This window comes from Rhodovulum sp. (assembly GCF_011048875.1).
Lineage (GTDB): Bacteria > Pseudomonadota > Alphaproteobacteria > Rhodobacterales > Rhodobacteraceae > Rhodovulum > Rhodovulum tesquicola.
Genome location: NZ_DSDD01000405.1, coordinates 1 through 2,954, shown reverse-complemented (window position 1 = coordinate 2,954; position 2,954 = coordinate 1). Strand labels below are relative to the sequence as shown.

General features: G+C 66.5%; 2 protein-coding genes and 2 pseudogenes. 2 read left to right on the top strand and 2 right to left on the bottom strand.

Annotated features, from left to right (window positions below; translation table 11 throughout):
• A pseudogene (locus ENN83_RS14055) lies at positions 1 to 1,270 on the top strand (IS1380 family transposase); the annotation flags it as partial.
• Positions 1,271 to 1,524: 254 nt separating this feature from the next.
• On the opposite strand, the gene ENN83_RS14050 reads toward ENN83_RS14055, so the two are convergent.
• Entirely contained in the window at positions 1,525 to 2,028 is a 504-nt protein-coding gene (locus tag ENN83_RS14050) for a hypothetical protein (RefSeq protein ID WP_287187938.1), read from the bottom strand.
• Between the two features lie 252 nt (positions 2,029 to 2,280).
• Here ENN83_RS14050 and ENN83_RS14045 point away from each other — a divergent pair, with 252 nt between their 5' ends.
• Entirely contained in the window at positions 2,281 to 2,646 is a 366-nt protein-coding gene (locus tag ENN83_RS14045) for a hypothetical protein (protein WP_287187936.1), read from the top strand.
• An 82-nt stretch (positions 2,647 to 2,728) separates the two neighbouring features.
• On the opposite strand, the pseudogene ENN83_RS14040 reads toward ENN83_RS14045, so the two are convergent.
• A pseudogene (locus tag ENN83_RS14040) lies at positions 2,729 to 2,954 on the bottom strand (TetR/AcrR family transcriptional regulator); the annotation flags it as partial.

Genomic DNA, 2,954 nt, shown 5'->3' with positions numbered 1-2,954 from the left:
TCGAACATCGGACCGATCTGGCGGGTCTTTTGTCGTCTTGCCTCACGGATCTGCGCGCGCCGGGCAAGGTGCGGCACAGCCTGGAAGACATTATCCGGTTCCGGATCATGATGATCGCGGCCGGATACGAGGACGGCAACGATGCCGCCGATCTGCGCCATGACCCAGGCTTCAGGCTCGCCCTCGAGCGGGGTCCCGAGACCGGCGCGGCGCTCAGCTCCCAGCCCACGATCTCGCGGATGGAGAACCTCGCCGACACAAGGGCCCTGATCCGGATGGCGCATGAGATGGTGCGGTTTTACTGCGCGTCCCTTGCCCGTGCGCCGCGTCAGATCGTGCTCGATATCGACGACAAGTTTGACGCCGTCCATGGCCATCAGCAGTTGCGCCTGTTCAATGCCTATTACGATGAATACGGCTTCCAGCCGATCACGGTCCTTGATGGTGACGGGCGTCTTGTCGGGGCAGTTCTGCGCCCGGCGCGCCGCCCGACCGGCAAGGAGGCCGCCGCCCATATCCGGCGTCTGATCCGGGCGATCCGCCGCCACTGGCCGAAGGTCGAGATCGTGCTGCGCGCCGACAGCCATTATGGCGTTCCGGAGGTTCTGGACCTGTGCGACAGGCTCGGTCTGCGCTACGTGTTCGGCCTGTCGAAGAACCCGCGGCTGCGGGAGCAGGTGCAAACCCTGAAGGCTTCCACGGCGGACCGCTATGCCCGCAAGACCGACCAGAAACTGCGCCGGTTCAAGGCCTTCTTCTACGCGGCCCGGTCCTGGTCGAAAGAACGCCGGGTGATCGCCCGGGTCGAGGTTGGTCCCATGGGGCGTGATACGCGCTATATCCTGACCAATCTGACGGGCGGGCGCGGCAAACACCTCGACGAGACGCTCTACTGCGCGCGCGGCCGGGCCGAAAACCACATCAAGGGCTGGAAGAGCCATCTCGCCTCCGACCGCACGTCCTGCACGAAGGCCAGTGCCAATCAGATGCGCGTTCACCGGGCTTACGCGGCCCCACCGGGGCCACGGTCCCGGCTCACTGTTGCACGGGTGCCGCCTACTGGTTGTGGTGGACGCTGCGCGCCGCATGTCCAAAACGCTCCCCGTGGCGGCACGCCCAGTTCGACAGGTTGCGCCTGCATCTGGTCAAGCTGGCGGCGACCATCGTCGAGAAGAAAACCCGGATCATCATGACGTTGCCGGCCTCATGCCCGCGCCAGAACCTTATCCGGCTCCTGTTCGACGCGCTCGCCCCGCCACACCCGGCATGACGCCCACCATCGCGCCCCGCTCACCCTGAAACATCAACTTGAAAAGCCCCAGATGACACCGCCGTCCGCCGTTAACCCGGACGCAGATCACGCGCGCGCTCGTCATTGCTCCATCGCACAAAACACCGTCTCACGGCCAATCATATGGGGTCGTGAATAATCCGGGCGAGGACGCCCGGGACCGGATCGCCAAGGCCGGAAGGACCGTGCGCCGCTCCGTGCGTCACAGGGCGGCCGGGAAACCGCGCGCGGACCTAGCGCCCGTCCGTCTCCTGCGGCGTCTCCGCGCGGTCACGCTCGATCAGGACCGTCGCGAGGATATCGGCCATCGCCCGGGCCTCGAAGGCCGAGGTGACCCCGCCCACGCCGATCCGTCGTCCGATCCGCCACCAGATCCCCGGCACCCAGGCAAGCGGCCTGCCCGCCTTCAGCAGGACGGTGAACCCGTTGGATGGCTTGAGCGCGAAGGCCCCGCGCTCGACGCGCAGGATCTCGTCCAACCGGGCCAGTTCGCGGCCGGCGCTGTCGACCAGACCGGCACGGGTCAGCCGCAGCGCGCATGTCGTGGCGCGGCGCATTGCCTCACCCAGCACCAGGGTTGCAAGGCCCAGCACCGCCAGGAATCCGCGCCAGACCAGGTCTTCCGGCGGCTGCACCAGCGCCACCAGCAAGAGCAGCAAGGCCAGCATCATCAGGACGCCCAACGCAAAGATCCGGCGCGGTGCGGACACATGCAAAACGGCGAGTTCGTCACTCATCGGCCCTTGCCGCCTCCCCTTGGTGGATCGCAGGGCATCGTGTAGCCGGGGCCGCGGGCAGGGCCAAGGCAAAACCGCGGCTCGGATTCGGGCGAACATTCGCCTAGACTGCACCGGCGGCGGGCAAATCGGGTGCGATCAGGCCGCGGAACCCGAGACGCGGCGAAAAGGCACCTTGCCCGCAGCGCATAACGAGGCATCCTGATGCAGAAGCCAATTCGCTTTGGTGGACAGGATCAACGTAGGTGGACCATGACTGACAAGATGCAAATGCCCTCGCAGCTCTCCGACGACGCGACCCCGCTCTCGTCCAAGATGAACTGGCCGCTGCTGAGCGACCGCAAGTCGAATGTCGAGCTGTCGACGGCCGATCCGACCCCGTTCTCTTCGAAGATGAATTGGCCGCTGCTCGGCGGGCGCGGCGAGGGCCATGTCGAGTTGATGACCGACAAGCCCACCATCTTCTCCAGCAAGATGGGCTGGCCGCTGCTCAGCGACAGGGCAACCATGTTCGACACCCAGCTGAACACCACCCAGGGCGGCGCGGCCAGCAGCACGGGCGATGGCGGCTTCAGCAAGTTCCTGCGCGGCATCATGACCGGCGAGGTGCAGAAGTAAGAAAGCGCCCCATGGCCGGTTCCCGCGCCCGGCGAATCGCTTCGCCGGGCGTCGTCTTTTCCCGGCGCCGTCCACCCCGCCGTCAGGCGGCGACCGCCTTGCGCACCATGTCCCAGTAAAGCCCCGCGACCCGCTCGCGGCTGAGCCGTCCGGCATCGCGATACCATGTCGTCACGCCGGTCAGCATGGCGATCACCGCCAGCGTGGAGAGCTTGATATCGGGCAGGTCGAACACCCCCGCCGCCTGCCCCGCCCGCAGGATGTCCTCCAATTCGGTTTCATAGCGTTTCCTGAGCGCCTCGATCCCG

Coding starts and splice junctions, on each gene's coding strand:
- ENN83_RS14050 (WP_287187938.1), bottom strand. CDS start 2,028: ATGAGTGACGAACTCGCCGTTTTGCATGTGTCCGCACCGCGCCGGATC.
- ENN83_RS14045 (WP_287187936.1), top strand. CDS start 2,281: ATGACTGACAAGATGCAAATGCCCTCGCAGCTCTCCGACGACGCGACC.